Here is a 23438-nt window from a genome sequence, read left to right on the forward strand (position 1 = left end):
ACGTCATGAACAAATACTTGGGAAATAAACCGGCGCTGGCGCTGTTTCTGCTCCCTGCTCTATTGCTTTACAGTGTCATCCTGATCTATCCTGTGCTGCAGACGGTGCTGCGGAGCTTCTATGACTGGGACGGGCTGAGCACGGCAAGCTTCTCGGGGCTGGCCAACTACCGCGAGCTGTTCAGTGATCCGCTGCTGGCTACCTCACTGAAGAACGGGCTGCTCTTCGCCGTTGTCCTCGCTGTATTTCAGATTGGCCTGGGCACCATTCTGGCGCTCGTCTGCGCGAATCCGAAGATCCGAGGACGCAAGCTGCTGAAGACGGCGTATTTCATTCCGGTAGTACTGTCAGTGACAGTAGTCTGCCAGCTGTGGATTGCCATGTATGATCCGACGAACGGTCTGGTCAACAAGCTGTTCGAGCTGCTGCATATCCCGTACCGCCAGAACTGGCTCACATCACCGACCCAGTCAATTATCGCAATTGCTTTTGTCAATGCATGGCAGTTCATGGGCTACCAGTTCTCCCTGCTGTATGCCGGAGTCAAGGCTGTGCCGGAGGATTACTTCGAGGCTGCAACCATTGACGGCTGCGGCAAATGGCGGGCTCACCTGCATGTAACACTGCCGCTGATGCGGGAGACATTCAAATTCTGCTTCACTATCGCCATCACGTCGGGGATCGGGGCTTTTGTGCAAATGCTCATTATGACAAACGGCGGACCCGGAACGACCAACTATACTTTAACCTTCATGATTTACCGCTATGCCTTTATGGAGAGCAACTATGGTTATGCCTGCGCCGTATCCGTGCTGCTCGTAATGATCTCACTGGCAGCAACGCTTGTAATCAACAAAGTATTCGACCGGGGACAGAACGTGTAATGGAAAGGAGAACGACATGAATTCAAAAACAACATTCCGGTCCATCGGGCAAATTCTGCTGCAAATACCGCTGTGGCTGTATTTTATCGTCTCGATTTATCCGCTGTTCTGGATGATCTCATATTCCCTCAAAAATAATGACGAAATCTTCGTGACCAACCCGTTCGGCCTGCCGACGCATTTCCGGTTCGAGAATTACGTCAATGCCTGGACGCAGTTCAACATTCCGCGTTACTTCCTGAACAGCTTCGTCGTATCCACGATCTCTACACTCTGTATTCTGCTGCTGGCACTAATGTTCGCCTTCGCTGTAGCCCGGATGCAGTGGAAGTTCCGCTCGGCAGTCAGAACGTATATGATTGTCGGAATGTTCATGCCGCTGCAGGTGATCATGATTCCGCTGGCGATTCTGGTCCGCGACTTCCATCTGACCAATACGTTCGGAGCGCTTATCATTCCTTACATCGCAATCGGGCTGCCGTTCTCTACAATGGTTTTCTACGGCTTCCTGGTCAGCATTCCCCGGGAAATTGAGGAGGCGGCCTGCATCGACGGAGCGAGCATCTACCGGCTGTTCGGCCAGGTGATTCTGCCGCTGGCCCTGCCGGCAATCGCTACGATTGCCATCTTCCAGTTCCTCAATAACTGGAACGAATTCACTCTGGCATATATCCTGATCTCGGATGAGAATATGAAGACACTGCCGCTCGGGCTGCTCTTCTTCCAGGGCTCCTACAGCACGGACTGGGGAGCGATGGGTGCAGTTATGACAATCGCTTCGATACCGATGGTGCTGGTCTATCTGCTGCTGAGCGAGCAGGTGGAGCGGGCCATGACCGTAGGCTCGGCGGTAAAGGGATAGGTTGTATTTTCTGCCGAAATTCAGATAATGCTACAAATGAAAAAGTGCCCCAAACCGCCATCTAATGGCTGCTTGGGGCACTTTGCGCATAAAGCAGATTCCTTGCGGACCGGAGCGCCGTTATTTGGATGAATCCCGCCAGTTGGCGGCCTATGCGGACACAGTGGACCTTAACTAACATGTTTTTCGTCATTTTGAGCTCGAAAGCGGCTAATAACGGCTCCTGTGTCCGCAAAGCTCTGCGCGTCCTCTTCAATTACTCCGCACCGTCTGCGTACCCGTCTCAATCTGCTGAATGTAATCCCGGGGCGAGATTCCGGTCACCTTTTTGAAGACCTTGCTGAAATAGAAGGCGCTTTCGTAACCGAGCTTCTGCGAGATCTCGTAGATCCGGCCTTCCCCGCGGACCATCATTTCCTTGGCGGCAGTGATTTTGATCTCTGTGATATACTCTACATAGTTCACTTTGGCGACCTTGGAGAACAGATGGCTCAGATAGTTGGGACTGAAGTTGAACACATCGGCCACCTGGTTAAGCGACAGCTTGCTGCCGAGATTTCTTTTGATGTACTCCTGGACATTCTTGACGACCTGCTCCTTGTAGCTCTGCCTGCGGCTGGAGAGGATATCCGAACAACCATCGCGGAACTGGATCAGCCAGCCGGCGATTTCTTCTATAGTATGCATCTGATAAATCGCCCGGTAGCCCTCCGGCTCCTGCTCGAAGATCTGCTCCACAATATTCTCCCCGTCCGCAAGCAGCGAGGTGGCCATATACAGGATATTGCAGGCGGCGTCAGTAGCAGGAACGAGCAGATCGGACCGGCCGTCGAAGATCTCAATCATCCTGGAGATGATGGTGGTTAAGGCATGGGTATCCATCTCTTCAAAAGCACGGCGGATCTCTGAGCGCGATTCGGAGAAGTCGAACAGCAGATGCGCCTGCTCCAGCTGCTCGCCCTCCGTGAAGAAGACGAAGGAATGCTCCTTAACGGCTGCCGGCAGTGCCTTCCGGGCGGCCAGATAGCTCTCGCGCAGCAGATAGGGGTCCTCCACGGCAAAGCCGATCGCGCCGATAATCGTGACATTGAAATAGTTGTGCAGCACGGAGGCCATATCCGCCAGCAGCTTCTGGATATCCGGCATCCAGGCCTGCGGGTCGGTTCCCGGCACAGGCAGAGTCAGGGCGAAATTGCGCAGGTCCAGACTCGTTACATAGCAGGGAGTAACTGAGGAGAGCGTATCCTTGGCCATTTGTACGGTGCTTGAGCACAGGGCGACCAGCTTATCACCGCGCGGCGGCACGGTGTCCGGCCCGAGAATCCGGCAGGTGCAGACCAGGTAGGCCGGTGCAGGCAGATCCAGATCGAGATCCTCCTTCTGTAGGAGGTACTGGTTCTTGTTCTCGAACAGGTTGTTGAACAGGCGGACGAAGAATTTGTCGCGCTGGGCCTGAAGATTGCCGCGGTGCATCAGCTTGGGGTAGCTCTCCATTGTCTGATAAGCCTCAAGCATCGTAATGGCTCTGCGGACCGATTCGGCAAGTGCATCCGGCGTCAGCTCCAGCTTCACCAGGTAGTCAGTTGCCTGCACTTCAATGGCGCCGCGCGCATACTGGAATTCCTCGTAGCTGGTCAGCATGATGAAGAGCGGCAGCCGGCCGTATTTCTTGCGGACGGAGGCGGCCACCTCGAGGCCGCTTTTGATCGGCATTTTGATATCGCTGATTACAATGTCGGGGCGGAGGGTGTCAATCATCTCTTCCTCCTGGGCGCCGTTATGGGCAATGCCGACAATTTCGATGTTGTATTGCTCCCATTTGAGCATGGATTGCAGGCCGATACAGACCAGTGCCTCGTCATCTGCAATTAATAATTTGATCATATTCATCACGTCCTTGCTTAGTTTGCTAAATGAAAAGGGGTCCCCGCAAAGTACCTGAGTCATCACCCGAAGCTATACTCTACTTTGTGGAGGTGTATTTAGCTATTCTCGCTGCAGAAAGGGCAGGAGCAGCTTCATTCTAGTATAGTGGCCGATGTTGCTCTCAATGGAGAGGCCGTAATTCTCGCCAAAAGCCAGCTGCAGACGCTCATTCACGCTGCGCAGCCCGACATTCTCCAGCATTCCCTTGGCTTCGTCCTCCGGAACAGACAGAATCGTGGAGATTTGCTCCTCCTTCATGCCGACACCGTTGTCTTCAACCGTGACCAGAAGATCGGCGAATCCGCTTTTGGCCACCTTGATGATAATATCACCGCGTCCTTTAGGCTCAATACCGTGGAAGATGGCATTCTCCACCAGCGGCTGAAGCGTGAAGCGGGGGATCAGGCCGGTAAGCAGCTCTTCGTGCTCAATCTCCTGAACCATGGTAACGGTGCTGCCATAGCGGTATTTCTGGATCAGGAAATAATCATCCAGCAGGCTCAGCTCATCCTTCAGCGGCATCAGCCGCCGGTTGTCCTTGGCAATGCTGCGGAGCAGCCTGGACAGGGAGGTCGTCATTTCCGCAATACCTGTAGCGTTCTGGATCGTCGCCATCCATTTAATGGAGTTCAGGGTGTTGTAGAGAAAATGCGGATTGATCTGGCTCTGGAGCATCCTGTATTCCAGCTCCTGCTTCTGCTTCTCATCCGCGAGCCGGCTGTCCATTAGAGCGACGATATCCTGGGACAGCCTGTTGATTCCCCGTCCTACATCGCCAAGCTCACTGTTCCATTCGATGTTGCGGTCGATCAGGAAGTTGCCCTGGGCGATTTTATCGATACGTTTCTTCAGCTTCTCTACCGGAAGACTGATCGTTCGGGTCAGATACAGCGTAATGATAGCGCTTAAGACGATGACCAGCAGGACAACGCCGAGCATGACCAGAATCCATATATTTGCCTTAGGCGCGAAGAGGTCACCCGATAAAGTCTGTGACAGAATGACCCCGCTGCGTACGGGATAAGATACCACAATATGGCGTTCTTCATCTTTTGCAAGCTTGACCATAGACAGCTGGGTTTGCGGACCGACAGGTTTTTCATTGGTATAGGCCACCGGTTCATACGGCTCTGTAATAGCGGTGACCTGGTCGCCGGTCAGCTGATAATGATGATTGCCGAGCGTCAGCAGCAGCCGGGAGTTCTTCGGCAGGGAGTACCCTTTCAGCTTGTCGGTAATCACAGAGGTATTCGCTAACAGGTACACCGTGCCCACCCGGGTTGCCCCTCTGCCGTATATCGGAAAAATAAAAGGAATTCCGTTCGTATTGGAGAGCGGGTCCTTGATCACCCGGTCCCACTTCTCCTCGGCATTGTCGCTAAGACCGGTAATTTGACTGATATTGTGTATCGTAAGCGGAACGGAGGTACCGGTCTTATCCACCTGCAGGAACTTTCCGTTGCTGTCCGTAACAATCAGGCGGCGGGCATAGCTGTTGGAGCGGTTGTTCAGGAAATCCTGCTGCATCGAGTTAAAGACATTAATGGCTTGCTTAGGGCTTGCCTGCGCTGATCCGAAATACTCTGTAATAAGGGTATTAGTAGAAGAGTTCGTACTGCAGGTCATCGCCAGCGCAGACAGATCAATTAAATCCTGTTCTATAATATGGGAAACCAGCTGCAGATTGAACTCGGTCGCCTGAATGGTAGTTTTGCGCTGATAATAAGTAATCAATTCGTAGCTGAAAAAAGACAGCAGCGCAGCGATCAGCAGTGCAAATACGGCCATGAGCAGAATGATGCGGCTTTTAATAGTAGATTTTCTAACCGTCTTGAACACTCCCTTGTAAATGGTGAAAATAGATTAAGCGTTTTCATCTACCTTATCATATTCTTGGGTTTCTATACAGTAGGAGGGAGATCAGCGGAGAATTTTACATGTTTTGAATAGGAAATTACAGGTTTGAACCCGGCAGAAGAGCGAAGAGCACAGAAAAGTGAATGATCTGTGTTTGAAATTGCATCCCAATCGGCTCTGAAAAGGCTTACACTTTGTACTGTAGCCGGATGAACCGGTCACGGATGACCATAAGAAGGAAAAGGGGATATTGAAATGAATATGAAAAGATTCTACGGCATGACGCTTGCCACTGCGCTCTCCGTGAGCATGCTGGCCGGGTGCTCCGGCAATAACAGCAATAATGAGGCTGCTGCAACTACCGCGCCTGCGGCGAACAACGCTGCAAACGCTTCCGCTGAACCGAGTCAAGAGCCTGTAACATTAAAATGGGCACTGTGGGACTGGGAAGCAACCGCTTACTACAAACCGCTGATCGATGCCTATAAAGCAGCACATCCGAATGTAACGATCGAGTATGTCGATCTGGGCTCCACAGACTACATGACGATGCTGAGCACACAGCTCTCCGGCGGTGCAGATCTGGACGTTCTTACCATTAAAGATATCCCGGGTTACTCGAACCTTGTAAAGCAGAACCACTTGGAGCCGCTAAAGGCTTACATGAGCGACAATTCGATTGATCCTTCTGTGTACGGCGGTACTGTGGAGCAGATTGAAGTGAATGACGATGTATACGCGCTTCCTTTCCGCAGTGACTTCTGGGTTGTGTATTACAACAAAGCTTTGTTCGACAAAGCCGGTGTGGAATATCCAAGCAATGATATGACCTTCGATCAATATGATGAGCTGGCCCGCAAGATGACCTCCGGCAGCGGCTCCGAAAAAGTATACGGTGCCCACTACCATACTTGGCGCAGCGCGGTTCAACTGTTCGGCATTCTTGACGGCAAGAACACTGTAGTCGGCGGCAACTATGATTTCCTGAAGCCTACCTACGAGCGGATCCTGAAAGAGCAGGAAGACGGAATTGTAATGGATTACGCTACACTGAAGACTTCCAGCACACACTACTCCGGCGTATTCTACAACAACTCCGTTGCCATGATGAACATGGGCAGCTGGTTCATTGCTACCCAGATCGAGAAAGTGAAGAGCGGCGAATCCCAGTCTACTGAATGGGGCATCGTGAAATACCCTCATCCGGATGGTGTGGAAGCAGGTACTACACTGGGTACAATTACTTCCCTGGCTGTAAACCAGAAGTCCAAGCACAAAGAAGCGGCACTTGATTTCATGAACTTCGTAACAGGTGCTGAAGGTGCGAAGGTTATCGCTTCCACCGGTACGATTCCGGCGATTAAGAACGATGAAGTTATCAACTCCATCACTTCCATCGACGGCTTCCCTGCAGACGAGAACAGCAAAGCTGCTCTGAGCACTGTTCAGACTTATCTGGAAATGCCTATGCATGAAAAGAGTGCAGACATCGAAGTAATCCTGAACGAAGCACACGACAACATTATGACCAAGAACGCTACCATTGATGAAGGCATCAAGGACATGAATGAGCGCGTAGGACAGCTTTTAAACAATTAACCTGAAGTAAGACTGTGAAGTCTGGGGCGGGCGAAGGCCCGCCCTTTATACAAACAAATATACTTCACACTGTACAGGAGTGCAGGAAGCCAAGAGTTGCCGGGAAGTTTTAGAAGGTTTGGAGGAGAAAGAATGCAGAACGAAACCATATTGCGTACAAATAAGAGCCCAAAAAGTCGTATGTCAAGAGGCCTCAAAGATAACCTGATTGCTTACAGCTTTATTGCGCCGAACTTTATCGGATTTGCCCTGTTTACACTGGTGCCTATGATATTTGCCTTTATCCTTGCTTTTGTGAAATGGGACGGGGCCAATCCGATGGAGTATATCGGACTGGATAACTTTGCACGGCTGATTAAAGATACAACCTTCCATAAAGCTTTATGGAACACTATTGTCTATACCATCGGAGTCGTACCGCTGACCATGATTGTGGCACTGGCGCTGGCGATTCTGCTTAACCAGAAGATTATGGGCCGTAACTTCATGAGAACGGTATTCTTCTTCCCGTATGTAGCCTCTCTGGTTGCTGTTGCGGCGGTGTGGAACTTTATCTTCAGTCCTACAATGGGGCCGATCAACAATGTTCTGCACTTGATTACCGGTATTCCGCTGGAGGATCTTCCGCGCTGGGCGGCAGATAAGCAGTGGGCGATGTTCACGGTAGTTCTGTTTACAGTGTGGAAAAACATGGGTTATTACATGGTTATCTACCTGGCAGGCCTGCAGGGCATTAACCCTGAGCTGTACGAGGCTGCCGAGCTGGATGGTGCCGGACCGTGGAGAAGATTCCGCAATGTGACTGTCCCTCAGCTGGCGCCGACCACCTTCTTTGTCCTGATGATCCTGGTCATTAACTCATTCAAGGTCTACGATATCTTTATCAACCTATTTGCCGGTGCTGATAATCAGCTGAACAACTCTACGAGAGTTATGGTCTATCAGATCTATAACACGGCCTTCCGTTCACTCGATTACGGCTACGCCAGTGCTATGGCAATTGTACTCTTTCTGCTGGTACTCGGCATCACCATCGTCCAGTTCCGCGGCGAGAAGAAATACGGACAATAGGAGGATTCAAAAGATATGGTTGGAAAAAGTAAAGGACTTAAAGTCACCGTCACCGTGTTTGTGTATATTCTATTATTTCTGACAGTACTGGCCATGCTGGTGCCGTATGTATGGATGTTATCCTCATCACTTAAGCTGAACAAGGATGTATTCTCCTTCCCGATGCAGTGGATTCCCCAGAGTCCGCGCTGGGAGAACTATGCGGATATCTGGACCCGGATTCCGCTGGGACGCTTCATTTTCAATACAGCGAAGTTATCGATTATCGTAACTATTCTGCAGCTGCTGACTTCGAGCTTCGCAGCCTATGCCTTCTCGAAGCTGCACTTCCGCGGCAAGAACTTCATCTTCCTTGGATATATCGCAACCATTGCGATTCCTTGGCAGGCGTACATGGTGCCGCAGTTTATCCTGATGCGTTACATGGGACTGAACAATACCCACCTGGCAATCATTCTGCTGCAGGCATTCTCCGCATTCGGTGTGTTCATGATGCGCCAGTTCTATCAGGGTGTTCCGGATGAATTATGTGAAGCCGCCCGGATTGACGGGCTCAGCGAATATGGTATCTGGGCGAGAATCATGCTGCCGCTGTCTAAGCCGGCACTCTCAACGCTCACGATCTTTACCTTCGTTGCCACCTGGAATGACTTCCTCGGGCCAATGATTTACCTGACCGATACGAAGCTCAAGACGATTCAGATCGGTCTGCGTATGTTCATCTCGCAGTACTCTGCGGAGTACGGCCTGATCATGGCAGCAAGCGTGGTATCCATTATTCCGGTAGTGGTTGTCTTCCTGGCCCTGCAGAAATACTTCGTACAAGGCGTTGCAGCATCAGGAATTAAAGGTTAACACTGTTCCAGGCCTGGCAGTTGCAGATTTCGCGGACTGCCGGGTTTTTTATAGAAGTTCAGATGGATGAAGGAAGGAATAATTAAGCATTATATTCTGCTAACAACGGATTAATGCGCTTATTCGATTACAGCAACGAAGGAGGAATTACAAGAATGAACAACAGGAAACAAGTCAAAAAAAGGCTGTTCTCTGTGCTGATGTCTACAGCACTGGTAGCCGGTATGTTCCCGGCACTGGGGATGCCGTCAGCCTCTGCTGCTGAAGCAAATACTGTATATGCAGCTGCCCATATGGGGGCAAAGACAACTGCAGGCACTACCCTGCCGGCAAGTATTACTATCGGGGGACAGACTGCCGCCGTTAAGTGGAATATCGCCGAAGACACCTTTGATGTGCCGTACGATACCGTCACTGTAAGCGGAACCGCGAATGGCGGGCCGGTGCTGGCGAATGTGGAAGTGATTCCGCCTGCCGCGAATCCGCTCGTTTATTTCGTAGACAGCGGAAGAGGCGGCGACTCTTATAATAATCCGCCTGCTTCCTCACCGCTCTATGAGGCAGTCAAGACCTTGTCCGGCGGCAGTCTGCTTAACGAACTGCCTGATCAGAGGTACGTCAGCGGCCAGACCGGCTGGGGATATGACGATACAAGCAATCCGGTGAAGAACTCCAAGGAAGGTAATCTTGTCGATCCGGCCACTGAACCGTCTGTATGGAAGGTCGGTCTGCGGGCAGATCCGAAAGGTGCTCATATCGTCTATAAATTGAAAGCGCTTCAAGCCGGGACCTATACACTGAGCAGCGGTTTCTATGAATGGTTCTCCCTTCCCCGCTACCGTGGAATAGAGCCGCGCCTGGAGTATAAGAATACCGCAGGGGAGAGCAAGACCATCACGTTCGCAGGGTTCGACACGAATACGACCAAGTTTATCTCCGGCGAATTCACCATTCCCGGCGATATTGATACCGGCAGCCCGATGACGCTGACTTATGCAGGCGTATCAGGTGAGAAGCCGATTCTGAGCTGGTTCGCAGTAGCTAAGGGCGCGGTCAAGAAGGTTATGGATGATGCCCGGCAGACTGCGGCGTCGGTTGTCCGGGTGAATCTGGACGGCAATGACATCAATCAGGAGAATGTCAACGGCCTGACGTTCAAGGGCTTCGGCGTACTGAGCGGCAACAGCACCAGCGCCCTGCTGATGGACTATAAGTCTGAGCAGCCTGAAGCTTATGCGCAGCTGCTGCAGATTCTGTTCGGCGGCGACCGCCCGCTGATTGACCATGTCAAAATTGAGATGGGGAATGACCGTAACAACTCTACAGGCCCGGACCCTTCGACGATGCGGACTGCGGATGAAGAGGCCAATGTGAAGCGGCATCCCGGCTTCCAGCTCGCTGCTGACGCCAAAGCCGTCAATCCGGCGGTGAAGGTAAGCTTCCTGCGCTGGAACGCTCCGGCCTGGGCGAATAATAATGACAAAATCTATACCTGGTACAAAAATACGATTCTGGCTGCTTATCGTGAATACGGTTACATGATTGATTACATCAATCCCGATGTCAATGAGCATGCCGCAGATTTGAACTGGATCAAGGAATACAGCAAGAAGGTTAAAACGGATACAACGGGCTTCGCAACTCCTCAGGAGGAGGCGCTGTATCACAGCATTAAGCTGATCATCTCCGACGAGGTCGGAATCGGCACCTTCGGTGATGCGATGGTCAGCGATCTGTCACTGCAGGAAGCCGTGTCTGTTGCCGGATATCATTACAACACGGATGATGACAGCAAAGGCAATTTCAAACGGCTCGCTGAGGAATTCGACAAGGAGATCTGGAACAGTGAAGCACAGGCGACCTTCAGCAATTCGGCCTTCCGCCCGAATAACAATGTGAAGGATCCCTCGAAGGCAGGCACAGGGATCGGCGGTGTCGGCGGTCCGCTGGAGATGGGCAACACCATCATTAAAGGTTTCGTGAATTCACGCCGGACCCACTTCATTTACCAGCCGGCAATCGGCTCCTTCTATGAAGGCGGGCAGTATTCCTTCAAGGAGCTGCTCAGTGCACGGGACCCGTGGTCAGGCTTCATTCATTATGATGCCGGGCTGGTCATTCTTCAGCATTTCAACAGCTTTGCAGAGACAGGCTGGGAGAATGAAGGGAATACTGCGGGAATCTGGCGGGCGGTGCCGAAGGCCAGCTACACCGGCGCTTCGGGCACAAATCCGGTCAGCGGACGCAACGGCACTCCGAGCTATATGACGCTTGCCGCTCCGGACAAGAAGGATTTCTCGACAGTAATCATCAATGACAGCGAATATGAGAAAATTTATAAGCTGCAGGCAGTAAATATGAAATATACAGGAACTCCGTCCCTTGAGGTATGGGAGACCCGTGCAGCTGAGCAAGGCCAGGCCTTCAACAGCAATTATATGAAATATCTCGGCGAAGCTGCAGCCGACAGCAGCGGTGTATATACGGTACGCATGAAGCCGTTCTCCATTGTAACCGTAACCACGCTGGATAATCACGGCACTGAAGATGCACCTGCAGTGCTCCCGGTTGAAGGAGAACGCACGGTGCTCGATACCGATGTCACCGGTTCCATGCAGAATACGGAAGACCGGTTCCTGTACGCAGACGACTTCAATTACGGCAGCAAGACCGTTGCTGTCATAGGCGATGGAGGCAAAATTACCGGCGAGCAGAGCTATGTCAGCTCCCGCGGCGGCGGCCAGAGCGTAATGCCGCGTTATACCCAGGATCTGAACGGTGCTTTCGAGGCATACCGTATCGGCGATACGGATAATTATGTCCTGCGGCAGCAGCTGGATCAGACGACTACAGGCGTAGGCGGTGCCTGGAACGGGGGAGACCCGGTTACTGCAATCGGGGATTACCGCTGGACCAACTATAAGGTAAGTACCGATGTATCCTTTGAGCAGAACAGCACGTTCAGCGGCAACAATTACGCTGCCGTCGGAGCCCGGTATCAGGGCGGCTCACAGACGCTAAGCGGTACGCCCTATGCCCTGAAGTTCTGGTTTGACGGCGGATGGCAGCTGCTCTCAAGCGGCAGCATTGTTGCCAGCGGTAATGTGGCCACAGGCGCGGGCGGCGTGAAGATTGACGGCTTCAACACTGCGTATGATGCATGGCATAACATTGCCGTTCAGGTGGCGGGGGATAAGGTTACTGCTTATCTGGATCATGTTGAGCTTAAAACATACACCGACCCGAATCCGAAATTGTCGGGACGCGTACAGCTGGCGAGCGGCTTCTATCATGTCCGCTTTGATAATCTGAAGGTGGAGAAGGTAGACGGCTATACTCCGTATTACTCAGAGCAGCTGGATAATCTGGAAATGTACGATCTGGCCGCAGCCCCGGCAGCGAAGCTGATATACGAGGGTGCATGGGCCCATGAGAATGGAAAAGGCATGTATGTGTATCAGCGTTCCCTGTCAACCAGCCAAGGTGCAGGTGCGGTGCTGAAATACACCTTCACCGGCACAGGCCTGGATATTCTGGGACCAAACGACGGCTCAGCAAAGCTGGAAGCAACAGTAGACGGCCGTACCGTGGTGCTCTCGGGCACGACCGCCGCAGCGAAGGAGCTGTACCAGGCCTTCACACTGCGCGGGCTGGAGTACGGTGAGCATACGGTTCAGATTAAAGTGCTGAGCGGTACACTTGCTGTGGATTCCGTAGGAGTAATCTCCGGCGGAGCTGCAGGAGCTCTGAATACTGCCGCGCTGGAGCAGGCGGTGAAGGACGCGCAGGAAATTGTCCGGCAGGATGAATTCCCGGAGAATGACTGGAATATGTTCGCAGCGGCGCTCGGTTCAGCGGAAGCCGCATTGCGGAATCCGGCCCAGTACAGATTGGATCAGGAAGGAGCTGCGCAGCTTGAAGCGCGCCTGACCTCTGCTTATATCGGGCTTGTTATCGGAGATGTACGGGAGCTCGCCGCTCCTAAGGATACGGCTGTTTATGCCGGGAAGAAGCCGAATCTGCCGGCCAAGCTGGAAGCAACCCGTGCTGACGGCAGCAAGGTGCAGGTGGCTGTGAAATGGAACCTGGATACCGTTAGCTTCGACACTCCATATGAGCGGGTGGCAGTAACCGGAACATTCGGAAATCTTAAAACCATAGCATATGTAGAAGTGGTGCCGGCCGGCCTTGTGTACTTCCTTGACCCTGGTGTCTTGGCGGACGGGGTATCCCAGCCGTATACAGCCATCAAGGAGTTCGTGGGTGAAAGCCTGCTGAACAATAAGGCAGATCAGCTGTCTACAGGGGATACAGTGTGGGGACATACCAATACGGGGGCGAATTACAACCTCAAAGGGTCAGTCTCACTTACGGATAAAGCTCAATCAGGCGTATACAGCTCGAATACGGTGAATACACCTCTGATCTACAAGCTGCCTCTAAGTGCAGGTAAATATACGATTACTTCGTATCACCTGGACTGGTGGACCAATAACAGCCGCACGATGGATATCAGGCTCAGCTATAATGATGCCGAAGGTAAAGCGGTGAGTGAAAAGGTCAAAACCGGCCTGATTGCAGGTTCCGCAGGCGCTGCGGTCAATTATGACTTCACGCTGCCGGCGAGCGGAACTGTAACTTATGCAGTGTACAATACGTACAGCCAGGCTGCACTGATAAGCTATCTGGCAGTAGCCAGAGATAAGGTCAGCGTGGCCAATGAGCAGGCTGTCAATGAAGCCAAGAGTATTATTGAAGGCGCAGCCTACAGTGTAGAGAAGGATACAGCGAATAGTGAAGCGGCTGTTCAGAACTGGCTGCAGCAGACGATTAACGGCTTGCCCGGCTTCAGTGCAACCGGGGCTGCTATGGGTGTTATCAGCCTGTCACCATTCCAGGCAGCCACAGATGATGCTGATGGCAGCTTCACCTTCACGGTGTCCCTGAGCAAGGGGGAAGCCTCGGTTAGCGGCTCGGCCAGCGGAGTAATTACGCTGCCGGTACCGGATAAGGTTCAGCCGGTAATCACTCTGTCAGGTGATGCAGTTGTGAACCTTAAGGTTGGTTCAGAGTATACCGACGCAGGAGCTACGGCTTACGATGAGCAGGACGGAGATTTAACGGACCGGATCATTACAACGGTCAGCAGTGAAGTATACGGTCTGACAGAGCTGGATACGGCAGTGGAGGATATCTATACCTTCCATTATAATGTCAGCGATGCTGCGGGGAATGTTGCGGAAGAAGTAACCAGAACCGTAGTAGTTGCAGCTGACCCGGATGTTATCAAGCCGGTCATTACACTGCTTGGTGAACCCTCCGTTCAACTGAAGAATGGCGCAGTTTACCATGATGCCGGAGCTACAGCGGCAGATGACCGTGACGGGGATATTACGGACCGCATTGTGACCGCGGTTACGAAGGACGGCAAGTCTGTGCTGACGCTGGATACCTCAGCAGCCGGTACTTACGTAATTCTCTATAACGTGAGTGATTCCGCAGGCAATGCAGCTGTTCAGGTGACAAGAGCGGTGACGGTGGACGAAGCGGAGCAGCCGGTTGTGACCCCTGAACCTACACCACAGCCGACACCGGCACCGACAGAAGCACCGGCGGCAACGTCACCAGCAGTGACGCCAACGCCAACACCGGTACCAACACCGGCACCGCAGACCGAAAAGGTGCTTGGTGTGAACGATATCGCGGGTCCGGTGCAAGGAACCATTACGGTTCAGCTGGCAGACGCTACTGAATCCGTATTGCTTCCGGCAGGTTTAACAGGAATCACAGGGGAGAACACTTTGCGTCTCGCCTGGAGCAGTGTTGCTGTTGAGCTGACTCCTGAAGTGCTGAAGAGCATTCAGGATAAGGTTAACGGAGGCCGGTCAGAGGAGGCGCGGATTAAGCTGTCAGCGGTGAAGACAGCGAAGACTGCTGTAGAACAGCTGCTGAATAATCCGGCTGTGAACGGTTCTGTCCAAATTTCGGCGGCAAGCGATGTGCTCAGCTTCGGTCTGGAGGTAGTGGCTGCAGACGGTACAACTGTACCGGTAACCGCATTTGATCAGCCGCTGCTGCTTACCTTCAATGTAGATCCGGAAGCTGATCCGAACCTGCTCGGTATTTACTATATCGGCACAGACGGCAAGCTGGAATTCATCGGCGGAACACTGGCTGGCGGCAAGCTCACCGCCGGTGTACATCATTTCAGCCAGTATGCAGTGCTCGAATATGACAAGAGCTTCTCGGATGTAAACAGTGACAGCTGGGCAAGTGCAGTCATTAAATCCATGGCTGCAAAGCATATCATTGAAGGTGTATCCGCTACAGCATTCAATCCGCAAGGTGAAGTAACGAGAGCACAATTTGCTTCCATGATTACACGTGCGCTGGGGCTTAAGGCGGGAAGCGGATCAGCCTTTGCGGATGTGAACTCCGGTGCCTGGTATGCTGAAGCTGTTGCGGCTGTCAATGAAGCGGGAATCGTGCTCGGACGCAATAAGGACATCTTTGCCCCGAATGAGAGCATCACCCGTGAGGAAATGGCGGTCATGATTGTCCGCGCTTATGAATATATGCTGGGAAGTCCGGCAGCTGCCGCTGCCGCAGGCTCATTCAGTGATTATTCCCGGATTCATGACTGGGCGAAGGATGCAGCCGGCAAGGCTGAACAGGCAGGACTAATCAAGGGGCGCGGCAATAAGCAATTCGCCCCGCTAGAGACGATGACCCGCGCGGAAAGTGCGCAAGTGATCGCTAATCTGCTGAAGCATCTGTAAGCAATAATGTAACCATAACCAGAGCAGCGATTCTTCCGTTTTTGGAGCATCGCTGCTCTGCGTTTATTAGGAACGCGAAAGCTATACGAGCGGGAAAAGAGGGGCACTAATGCCCCTAAAATGCTCCGAAGCGGCCTGAACGGGGAAAAGAGGCACTGCGCCCCTATCCCCGCAACTTGAAAGGAGGCTGCCCTCGTAAGTAAAATTCCTACTTACGGAACAGCCCCTACTCTGAAGCTAAGCACGTATCCCGCCAATACAACGGATTCTGCCTGTCAGGCATGTTTACCGTATTTGCCGGGCGGGATGCCTGTAATGTTCTTGAAGGTGCGGATGAAGTTGGCATAGTCGTTGAAGCCGGACAGGTAGCAGGTATCGGACACGGAGTTTCCGGCAGACAGGAGCTGCTTGGACAGGGCGATTTTTTTGAGCAGGACATAACGGTAGATCGTCCCGCCGGTCTGCTGCTTGAACAGATGGCTGAGATAATACTTATCCACATTCAATTCGCCGGCTATATGCTCAAGGGAGAGGTTCAAATGCAGGTGGTTGTCAATATAGCTCATGGCGGACTGGATATGTGCAGAGATTACGCTCGGCACAGCGGAACGGGTGCGGCTGTACAATTCGTTCATGAGCACCAGAATCTGAATCAGGTAGGTCAGGGCCAGTACCTCACTGCCATATTGTTCACTCGCGAGAGCGGACAGGAGAAGAGATGCCAGTTCGGTGTACTTTGTAAGCAGCGGTTCATCCATCCGCGCCAGATTATGCTCTCCGGGCTGGCGGTTCTGGAAGCAGGCGAGCAGATTGGTGGTAGCCGTGCAGAACGGATAGACCAGAGGTGCTTTAAAGTGAATCGTTAACCGTTCGTAAGGCTCCGGGGACAGATTGATTATTTTATGAATCTCATGGTTGTTGAACAGGAGCACATCGCCCCGGTGCAGCGGATAGCTGTACTGGTCGACGAATCCGTTCACGCTGCCCCCAAGAAACAGGAAGATTTCGTAGTGGTCATGGATATGAAAATCCTTTGTCGGCGAGATTGAGGTTTTGCCCATATTGGCCAGAAGATCGCCTTCGAAGGTTTGATGATACCGGGCATGCTTCATCCTAACGGCTCCTTTTTCAAATTGTTGATCACAATAAACGCAATAAAAATTCATTATTCGCAAAGACATTGCAATAATATCACACTAAACTATAGAAGAAGAAAGCGCAATCTTTATAACGTGCCTACACTGGCAACTATGCTTTAAGTTAACTCTTAAGCAACCGCCGGAGAGGCTGAAAGGGTTGAATTATAAATGAAGGATAACGAGCAGCGCAAATATTGGCTGGATACGATGCTGTTGATCGGAAAGCCGGTGCTGGAGGCGCTTGCTGAGCGGAAGCTGAAGCAAGCAATGCCGAATGAGTTTCATAGTGACCGCAGTGCGTTTGCCCATCTGGAGGCTTTTGCCAGACTGGCCTGCGGAATGGCCCCGTGGCTGGAGCTTGAGGGGCTGGAGGGGGACGAGGAGCAGCTGCGGGCACATTATGCAGGGCTAATGCTTGCGGCCATCGCTGCTGCGGTTGATCCGCAGTCGCCGGACTACATGGAGTTCAGGACGGAAGGGCAGCCGCTGGTCGATGCGGCCTTCCTGGCCCATGCGCTGGTGCGTGCACCGAAGGCACTGGCAGGCCGGCTGAGCGGAGAGGTCAAAGCCAATCTGATCACCGCGCTGAAGCAGACGCGGCGGACTGCGCCGAGCGGCAGCAACTGGCTGCTGTTCAGCGCCATGGTGGAGGCGGCGCTGTACCTGCTGGGCGATCACGATTACGACCGGATGCGGGTTGGCTATGCAGTCCATATGTTTATGGACTGGTATAAGGGCGATGGCGTATACGGTGACGGGAAGGATTTCCACTGGGATTATTACAACAGCTTTGTCATTCAGCCGATGCTGATCGATGTGGTAGCCCTGTTCGCTCAGGAGTCGGAGCAATATGCAGCCCTTAAGCCGCTGATCATGGAGCGGGCGCAGCGGTATGCTTCAGTGCTGGAGCGGAGCATTGCTCCGGACGGTACTTATCCGTTCCTCGGGCGCTCGATCGTATACCGTTTCGGCGCGTTCCAGCTGCTGTCACAGGCAGCGCTGCAGCATTTCCTGGAGGACAGTCTTCCTCCGGCACAGGTCCGCTGCGGGCTGACAGCTGTGATCGGGCGGATCATGAGCTTCCCTGGAACGATGGATGATGCCGGATGGCTGCGTCCGGGGGTGTACGGCTATCAGCCGGAGCTTGCGGAGAGCTATATCAATACAGGCAGCCTTTATTTATGCGCTGCTGTATTCCTGCCGCTCGGGCTGCTGCCAAGCGATCCGTTCTGGGCGGGGGAAGACGCCAAGTGGACTTCATTAAGAATTGTAAGCGGAGAGAATGTCCTGCGGGATCATGCCTTGGAATAGCGGGCGGTCGGCTCTTATGGGGCAGCTCCGCAGCCGCTGATGATAAAGACCCGGCTGGTGTGACTTGCATGCAGATAAGGAGGAGAAGGATTGAACTTACAGGAGCTGCTGGATATTGTGCAGCAGATGAAGCCGGCTGATCTAAGCTTATATTATCCGCAGGGTGACGGGGCCGGCTTTTGGGCGGCGGCGCGTTCAGCCGGAGCCCTAGCACAGGAGCTGGATGAAATCCGTGCGGAGGCAGTGAGACTGGACGGACAGGCTATACCGGAGCTCAGCTATACCCTGTTCTCGGTATTTGCTGAGACCGGTTCAAGACTGGAATATGAACGGGTCTACTTCGAGCGGAGAAGAAGGCTGAACACGTATGTCCTGCTGGCGCTGCTTGCGCCGGAGCAGGCGGGAATTCCTGAGCCGCTGGCTGATATCCTCTGGGCAGTCTGCGGGGAATACACCTGGTGCCTTCCGGCCCATGTTCCTGCACAGCATGACGCGGCTGATATTAACCGTTACATTGACCTGTTCTCCTCGGAGACAGGATTTACATTAACGGAGATTTCCCTGCTGCTCGGGGAACGGCTTCCGCCGCTGCTGCGGTCCCGGATCCGCCATGAGGTAGAGCTGCGAATCTTCCGGCCTTTTCTGGAAGAGGGCCCCTATGAATGGGAGACAGCACGCCATAACTGGGCGGCAGTCTGTGCGGGCTCCATCGGGGCAGCAGCACTGCTGGCAGTAGATGACCCGGACCGGCTGGCCGGGATTCTGCTGAAGACCGAGCGAGCAATGGGCTATTACCTTGAGGGCTTCGGTGATGACGGCGCCTGCCTGGAAGGGTTAGGGTACTGGAATTACGGGTTTGGTTATTTCACTTATTACAGCGATCTGCTCCGCTCCCGGAGCGGAGGCCGGCTGGACTGGTTCCGGCTGGAGAAGGTGGCGCGGATTGCCTGCTTCCAGCAGCACTGCTTCATCGACGGAAGCCTTGTCGCCAATTTCTCGGATTCGCTGCCGGAGGTGCGGGTGCACACGGGCCTGTCGCATTATCTGGCTGGTCTGCTTCCGGAAGTGGAGCGGCCGCCGTCTGCGCTGCGTGCTCCTTACACCGAGGATCACTGCAGCCGCTGGGCGCCGGCTGTCCGCAATCTGCTCTGGAGCGCCGGGGCTCCCCGGGCAGACGAAGCCTGGCGTCCGGCCAGCAGCTATCTGCCTGACGCCGCCTGGCTGGTATCGCGTCATGTGTCAGAGGCCGGAACCTTCGGCTTCGCAGCCAAGGGCGGCCACAATGCAGAGCCGCACAATCATAATGATCTCGGCCAGTTCATTCTGAGCGGCGGGGGAGAGGTCTATGCCGCCGATCTCGGCAGCGGAGAATACACCGCAGATTACTTCGGCGCCGGCCGCTACAGCTATGACTGCAATGGCTCGCAGGGCCATTCGGTGCCGGTCATTGACGGCCGGTATCAACAGGCCGGTCTTCAGTTCAGCGCCACGGTGCTGCACGCTGCGGCTTCAGCGGAGAAGGACGAGCTGACGCTGGAGCTGGCTCGCGCGTACGGGCTGGCCGGGCTGAAGGCCCTGGTCCGTTCGCTGGTCTGGCATAAAGCGGGGCAGCCCCGGCTGGAGCTGACAGACAGCTACCGGTATGAGGGAAGCCCTGCTAGCTGGACGGAACGGTTCGTCACCTGGCGCCGGCCGGAGCTGCTTGCGCCGGGAGCTGTACTCCTGCCGGGTAGCACGGGCGGCGGTGTGGAAGTCACTTATGATCCGCAGGTAGTGGAGCCGGAGATCACCGCGCACACGTACCGGGATCATTTTGGCCGGGAGACGCTCTGGCACAGCCTGGACTTCCAGGTGCTGCAGCCCGGGGCTGAGGGCGAGCTGAGGTTTATTTTTCAGTTTCTATAGGTGCTTAGTACATCAATTTCCAATAAATCATATAAAGGCGGGATTCAGATGAACAATACAGTACAGCTGGCATGGGTAAACGAGGCGTGGGACAAGGCGCTGGAGAAGACCAGAGTAAACAGCCTCAGAATCGGCGCGGAATTTCCCCACGCCAGCCAAGGCGGGAAATACGTGCTTGAAGGCGCAAGCTGGTGGACAGCCGGCTTCTGGCCGGGCATGCTCTGGCAGCTCTACGCCGGCAGCGGGGATGAGAGCCTGAAAGCCATTGCCGAGCAGTGCGAGGAACGGCTTGATGAGGTCCTCGACGGCTACCTGAAGCTGGATCATGACCTGGGCTTCATGTGGATTCTGACCAGCGTGGCGAATTACAAGCTTACGGGCAGCGAGCAGTCCCGGGTCCGGGCGCTTAAGGCGGCCAACTATCTGGCCGCACGCTTCAATCTCAAAGGCCGCTATATCCGGGCCTGGAATCCCTGGAGAGAAGGCGAAGACAACAGCGGTGTTGCCATCATTGACTGCAGCATGAATATGAGCCTGCTTTTCTGGGCTTCCGAAGTCACCGGGGACCCGCGCTACCGGCATATTGCCGAAGCACATATGGATACGGTGCTGGAGCATTTCATCCGGCCGGACGGCTCGGTCTATCATATTGTCAATTTCGATCCGGCCAGCGGCGAAGTGGCCGGGAAGCTCGGCGGTCAAGGCTATGCGCCGGAATCAGCCTGGTCACGCGGCACTGCGTGGGCGCTCTACGGCCTGTCACTGGCCTATCATCATACGGGTAAGCAGAGCTATCTGGATGGAGCCAAGCAAGTGGCCCATTTCTTCCTGACCCGCCTGCCGGAGGATCAGGTGCCTGCTTGGGACTTCCGTGCTCCAAGCGAGATCAGAGAACTGCGCGATACCTCTGCCGGTTCCTGTGCGGCGAGCGGCCTGCTGCTGCTGGCGGGCCAAGTGGAGCCTTCCGAGGCGGATGTGTACCGGAACGGAGCGTTGCGGATTACCGAATCCTTGTACCGGAATTACGGCACATGGGATAATGCTGATGAAGAAGGGCTGCTGCTGCACGGCACCAGCAATTACCCGGAGGACCGGAATATTGATGTTCCGCTGATCTATGGCGATTTCTTCTATGTCGAAACGCTGGCCCGGATCAAAGAAGCCGGCCCGTACTACTGGGAGTAGGAGGATTACGATGACTAACGTGAACACGGCGTCAGACAAGGTTGCCCCGCAGCCAATCAGCAGCAATCCGCTGCAGACGCGGGAGGATTTGCTGGCTGCCCTTGAACAGCTGACGGCTCCGCTTGAACCGTATTACAGCCCGGGCAGGGCAAGCCTTCAAATCGGCAGCACCGGAGCGGGTTATCCGGCAGCAACCGCCGGGATGGAGGGCTTCTCCCGGGTGCTGTGGGGGCTGGTGCCGCTGCTGATCGGCGGCGGGGAGAGCAGCATGTGGAGCCTGGTGCTGGACGGTATCCGTCACGGTACCGATCCTGACCATGCGGAATACTGGGGGGAAGTGAGGGATTATGACCAGCGGCTGGTCGAGATGGCGGTCTTCGGCTTTGCCCTGGCTGCGGTTCCCGGACAGCTCTGGGCACCGCTTGCCCCGCAGGAGCAGGAGCGGCTGTACAACTGGCTGAATCAGATTAACTCCCATCCCTGCCACGACTGCAACTGGCTGTTCTTCAATGTACTGGTGAATACAGGCTTCCGCATCATCGGCCGCCCGTATGATGCGGAGCAGCTGGAGAGGAATCTGGAGCGGATGGACGCCTTCTATCTGGGCGAAGGCTGGTACAGCGACGGGGTCGGCGGACACAGCGACTATTACGGGCCGTTTGCCATTCATTATTATTCGCTGCTGTATGCGAAGCTGATGGAGCAGGATGACCCGCAGCGGGCCCATAAGTTCAAAGAGCGTGCCCGGCTGTTCGCCGCCGGCTTCCTCGGCTGGTTCGCCCCGGACGGCTCTGCACTTCCCTACGGGCGCAGCATGACCTACCGTTTCGCCATGTCGGCATTCTGGAGCGCCCTCGCCTATGCCGGTGTGGACGGTCTGCCTGCCGGCGTGCTCAAAGGGCTGGTGCTGCGCAATCTGCGCTGGTGGTTCAGCCAGCCGATCTTCGATGCCGCCGGCATACTGACCATTGGCTATGCTTACCCGAATCTGGTCATGGCAGAGAGCTATAATGCCCCCGGCTCCCCCTATTGGGCGCTGAAGGCCTTCCTGCCGCTGGCACTGGGGCCAGAGCATCCGTTCTGGGCGGAGGAAGAGCTGCCGCTGCCGGAACTGCCGGCCGTGATGGTCCAGCAGCCGGCACATCTCGTGATGGTCCGCGAGCCGGCTTCCGGCCATGTGGCCGGCTTCAACAGCGGACACTTATCTTCGAATGAGCATACCCATACCTCGGCCAAATACGAGAAGTTTGTATACTCAACGGGCTTCGGCTTCAGCGTGCCCCGCGCCGAATGGGGACTGGGACAAGGCGCATACGATTCGATGCTTGCACTCAGTGAAGGCGGCGAGAACCTGTACCGCGTACGGCGCCGCAATCTCGAATCTGAGATTACGGATAATGTGCTGAGAGCGGTCTGGAAACCTTGGAGCGATGTTGAGGTCCGGAGCTGGATTGTGGCCGGCTTACCCTGGCATATCCGGATTCACCGGATTAAGACAGGCCGGGCGCTGGATGCTGCGGAAGGCGGGTTCGCGCTTGGACAGGAGACGGAGCTGGAGCAAGCGGCGGATAGCCTGGGGCTCGTTGCAGCAACACCTTGGGGAGTAAGCGGAATTAAGGGACTGCGCGGTTACGGGAAGGCAGAGCTGGTATGGCCGAATGCCAACACCAACCTGCTGCGTCCCCGGACGGTGCTGCCAACACTGACGGTGCCGCTCCAGCCGGGGGTTCACTGGCTGGCTTCAGCCGTCTACGGCGATCCGGCGGCGGGTACTGCGGAGGCTCAGCCGGTAGGCGGAGCGGGCAGTATTCTGCAGCAGTCTCCGGCAGCTCTGCTCCAGGTTACTCTTGGTGAAGAGGCAATTACTATATTCACTAATACCGGAACCAAAATTATCATTCCAGTGAATTAAAAATAAAGAGCGCATTACCTGGCGGCAGCTGGGGATGTGCTCTTTGTCTGCTTTTAGTGAAGCAATTATGACCATAATCCGGAATTTTACTGGCTTTTTTATAACTATATCTGTAAAATGGTAGCCGTCTGAAAAAAAGGTAAAGAAGGTCCT

General features: G+C 54.2%; 13 protein-coding genes. 10 read left to right on the forward strand and 3 right to left on the reverse strand.

What is annotated here, in order from left to right:
• Positions 1-5: 5 nt before the first annotated feature.
• Positions 6-884 carry a carbohydrate ABC transporter permease gene (locus tag LOS79_RS02350; protein ID WP_315415990.1) on the forward strand — a complete coding sequence of 293 codons (879 nt, stop codon included), beginning with the start codon at positions 6-8 and terminating at the stop codon, positions 882-884.
• A gap of 16 nt (positions 885-900) precedes the next feature.
• Positions 901-1746, forward strand: coding sequence for a carbohydrate ABC transporter permease (locus LOS79_RS02355; RefSeq protein WP_315415991.1), 846 nt, complete (start codon positions 901-903; stop codon positions 1744-1746).
• 252 nt (positions 1747-1998) lie between these two features.
• Here LOS79_RS02355 and LOS79_RS02360 read toward each other — a convergent pair whose 3' ends face one another.
• Positions 1999-3630, reverse strand: a complete 1632-nt coding sequence (locus LOS79_RS02360) for a response regulator (RefSeq protein WP_315415992.1) — start codon at positions 3628-3630, stop codon at positions 1999-2001.
• Between the two features lie 102 nt (positions 3631-3732).
• Positions 3733-5511 (reverse strand): sensor histidine kinase, encoded by a 1779-nt coding sequence (locus tag LOS79_RS02365; RefSeq protein WP_315415994.1) that lies wholly within the window; start codon positions 5509-5511, stop codon positions 3733-3735.
• A gap of 273 nt (positions 5512-5784) precedes the next feature.
• Here LOS79_RS02365 and LOS79_RS02370 point away from each other — a divergent pair, with 273 nt between their 5' ends.
• From LOS79_RS02370 to LOS79_RS02385, 4 genes are all read left to right on the forward strand, one after another.
• Positions 5785-7128 (forward strand): ABC transporter substrate-binding protein, encoded by a 1344-nt coding sequence (locus LOS79_RS02370; protein WP_315415996.1) that lies wholly within the window; start codon positions 5785-5787, stop codon positions 7126-7128.
• Positions 7129-7308: 180 nt separating this feature from the next.
• A complete protein-coding gene (locus LOS79_RS02375; RefSeq protein WP_315415998.1) occupies positions 7309-8199 on the forward strand; it encodes a carbohydrate ABC transporter permease in 891 nt (296 codons plus the stop codon).
• Between the two features lie 15 nt (positions 8200-8214).
• Positions 8215-9054, forward strand: coding sequence for a carbohydrate ABC transporter permease (locus LOS79_RS02380; RefSeq protein WP_315416000.1), 840 nt, complete (start codon positions 8215-8217; stop codon positions 9052-9054).
• 155 nt (positions 9055-9209) lie between these two features.
• The gene (locus LOS79_RS02385; RefSeq protein WP_315416002.1) at positions 9210-15833 is read left to right on the forward strand and encodes an S-layer homology domain-containing protein; all 6624 of its coding nucleotides are present in this window, start codon (positions 9210-9212) and stop codon (positions 15831-15833) included.
• A 275-nt stretch (positions 15834-16108) separates the two neighbouring features.
• On the opposite strand, the gene LOS79_RS02390 is transcribed toward LOS79_RS02385, so the two are convergent.
• Complete coding sequence (locus LOS79_RS02390) at positions 16109-16945, reverse strand: helix-turn-helix domain-containing protein (protein ID WP_315416004.1); 837 nt, start codon at positions 16943-16945, stop codon at positions 16109-16111.
• Between the two features lie 195 nt (positions 16946-17140).
• Between LOS79_RS02390 and LOS79_RS02395 the strand changes: the two genes are divergently transcribed.
• The 4 genes from LOS79_RS02395 to LOS79_RS02410 all read left to right on the forward strand — a co-directional run bounded on the left by LOS79_RS02395 (position 17141) and on the right by LOS79_RS02410 (position 23285).
• A complete protein-coding gene (locus LOS79_RS02395) occupies positions 17141-18283 on the forward strand; it encodes a DUF2264 domain-containing protein (protein WP_315416005.1) in 1143 nt (380 codons plus the stop codon).
• Positions 18284-18373: 90 nt separating this feature from the next.
• Positions 18374-20188: a heparinase II/III family protein gene (locus tag LOS79_RS02400; protein ID WP_315416006.1), complete on the forward strand. Its 1815-nt coding sequence runs from the start codon at positions 18374-18376 to the stop codon at positions 20186-20188.
• Between the two features lie 48 nt (positions 20189-20236).
• Positions 20237-21373 carry a glycoside hydrolase family 88 protein gene (locus LOS79_RS02405; protein WP_315416009.1) on the forward strand — a complete coding sequence of 379 codons (1137 nt, stop codon included), beginning with the start codon at positions 20237-20239 and terminating at the stop codon, positions 21371-21373.
• 10 nt (positions 21374-21383) lie between these two features.
• On the forward strand, positions 21384-23285 hold the full coding sequence (locus LOS79_RS02410) for a DUF2264 domain-containing protein (RefSeq protein ID WP_315416010.1): 1902 nt from the start codon (positions 21384-21386) through the stop codon (positions 23283-23285).
• Positions 23286-23438: the final 153 nt, after the last annotated feature.

It is taken from the genome of Paenibacillus sp. MMS20-IR301 (assembly GCF_032302195.1).
Lineage (GTDB): Bacteria > Bacillota > Bacilli > Paenibacillales > Paenibacillaceae > Paenibacillus_AQ.